Here is a 2,205-nt window from a genome sequence, read left to right as displayed (position 1 = left end):
AGCGGACAGCGGCGGGCGCGGGGGACGGCGCGGTTCAGCTCGGCTTCACGGGGCGCGCGGGTCGGGGGCGGCGGCCGACGGGCGGCGGCCCGGTCGGCTGCGCCCGGTTCGCCCGGCCGCGGAACGTCAGCCCGTGGCTCTCGTGCGCCTGCGCTTGGCCAGCTCGTCCTCCGCCACCACCACGATCTCGGTGCCGTCCGCGCGCTCGGCCGGGAACTCGTGGATCGTCCCGCTGATCTCCCGCATGGCCCCGCTGACCGCGATCCCGAACACGACCTGACCGCCCTGCAGCAGGACGACGACCTCCTCGGGCGAGGTGCACTCGTAGACCGTGGCGCCGTCGCTGAACAGCGTTATCCGGGCGAGGTCCTGCACCCCGCGCTCGCGCAGGTGGTCCACCGCGACCCGGATGTTCTGCAGCGAGACGCCGGTGTCCAGCAGCCGCTTGACCACCTTGAGGACCAGGATGTCCTTGAACGAGTAGAGCCGCTGGCTCCCGGAGCCGTGGGCGCTCCTTATGGTCGGGTTCACCAGGCCCGTCCTCGCCCAGTAGTCGAGCTGCCGGTAGGTGATCCCGGCGATCTGGCACGCGGCGGGCCCCCGGTAGCCGACCAGCTCGTCCGGCAGCGAGGAGTCCGGGAACAGCTCACCCTGTTCGCCGAATCCGGCCCGGATGGGCGCTTCCTCGACCACGCCTGCCTCCCCTCGGTTCCGGTCACGACGACCGGTGACCAACGTGAAGCCGACCGGTGTCGACTCACACCGCGGCACTTCACCTGAGCTCGACGGTAAGACCGGCTAGGGGGCTGGTCAACGCGACGCGCGGGGCGTGTCGACCCTCAACCTGAGGTTGAGGTTGAGAGAATAGGGCTGCATCGTCCGACCGAGTGACGTTTAGTGATCGTTTAGCCGAAACCGGTCAACGGGGCGTGATGCGGGCGTCCGTCACCCACCCATCCCTCACCGGGTGGGGCCAACACCACACCCCGGCAACACACCGTGACGCGGCGGAGGGGGCCGCCCCGATCCTAAGATCGTGGACGGCCCCCTCCGCGCTGTCCGAGCCCGTGGCGCGGCCTACGTGTCCGCGCCGCGGAAGTCCTCCGGGGAGACGGAGTCGAGGAACTCGCGGAACTTCTCGACCTCGTCCTCCTGCTCGTCCGGGATGATCAGCCCGGCCTCGGCGAGCACGGCCTCGTCCGCGTGGATCGGGACGCCGACCCGCAGCGCCAGCGCCACGGAGTCGCTGGGCCGCGCGGACACCCTGATGTCGCCGTCGAACACGAGCTCGGCGAAGTAGGTGCCCTCCTGGAGATCGATGATGCGAACCTGTTCGAGCTGCCGCCCCAGCGCCCCGATCACGTCCTTGAGCAGGTCGTGGGTCAGCGGCCGGGCGGGTCGCACACCCTGCTGCTCAAGGGCGATGGCGGTGGCCTCCACCGAGCCGATCCAGATCGGCAGGTACCGCTCACCCTCGGTCTCGCGCAGCAGCAGGATCGGCTGGTTCGCGGGCAGCTCCACCCGCACTCCGACGACGCGCATCTCGCTCATCGGGTATCGCCTCCCTCAGCGCGCTGAAACTCTGGCGTCCCCGTTGGTCTACGAGGATTCCCCACATGCTCTCCCGACGCTACCCGCCAAGCGGGCTGTGTGCGCAACCGCCCGGCATCTTCCTTCGCACCGCGTTCCCGCGCGTTCACCTCGGCGAAACGCGGTCACCGGCGAGTTCCCGCACGCCGGAGCGGACCAGCAGTGTGTGCAGCGCCACGAGCAGCGCGGCCACCTCGCGGCCCACCTCGTCGGCGCGCGCCCTGGTCCTCGGGTCGCGGCCGGGGCGCAGCGGGGCGAGGACGCGCTCGACGGTGGCCAGGTCGCGGTCGGCGGCGGCGCGGGCGGGGCGCAGGTCGCGCGGCTCGACGCCGTGGCGGGCGAGGGCCCGGACGGTCCTGGCCACGGCCAGCGCGTCGGGGTCGTGCAGGCCGCCGGGGCCGGGCGCGAGCAGGCCCGACCGCTCCAGCTCGGCGAGGGCCGCCCGGTCGAGCCCGGACTGGGCCAGCAGGTCCTCGCGGGACAGGCGGTCGCCGGGCGCGGGGGCCAGGTCGGCCGCGGTGGGGAGCTCGGAGCGGGGGGCGGGGGCCGCCGGACGCGCGGGCGCGGCGCGCTCCGGCGCGGAACCGGTCGGCAGGGGGTGCTCGGCCTCGTCGC

Annotated in this window: 2 protein-coding genes and 1 pseudogene; all 3 read right to left on the bottom strand. The window is 73.1% G+C overall.

Translation table 11 applies throughout. From position 1 onward, the window contains the following. Positions 1–126: 126 nt before the first annotated feature. The gene (locus ACTUAL_RS28850; RefSeq protein ID WP_440902444.1) at positions 127–693 is read right to left on the bottom strand and encodes a MerR family transcriptional regulator; all 567 of its coding nucleotides are present in this window, start codon (positions 691–693) and stop codon (positions 127–129) included. A 384-nt stretch (positions 694–1,077) separates the two neighbouring features. Continuing rightward, positions 1,078–1,551 (bottom strand): bifunctional nuclease family protein, encoded by a 474-nt coding sequence (locus ACTUAL_RS28845; RefSeq protein WP_015804058.1) that lies wholly within the window; start codon positions 1,549–1,551, stop codon positions 1,078–1,080. A gap of 145 nt (positions 1,552–1,696) precedes the next feature. Beyond that, positions 1,697–2,205: pseudogene (locus ACTUAL_RS28840) on the bottom strand (MerR family transcriptional regulator); the annotation flags it as partial.

It is taken from the genome of Actinosynnema sp. (genome assembly GCF_052038725.1).
This window is presented reverse-complemented; position numbering and strand designations above follow the sequence as displayed.

Excerpts from the sequence above, each read along its gene's own strand:
- ACTUAL_RS28845 (WP_015804058.1), bottom strand. The coding sequence starts at position 1,551 with ATGAGCGAGATGCGCGTCGTCGGAGTGCGGGTGGAGCTGCCCGCGAAC.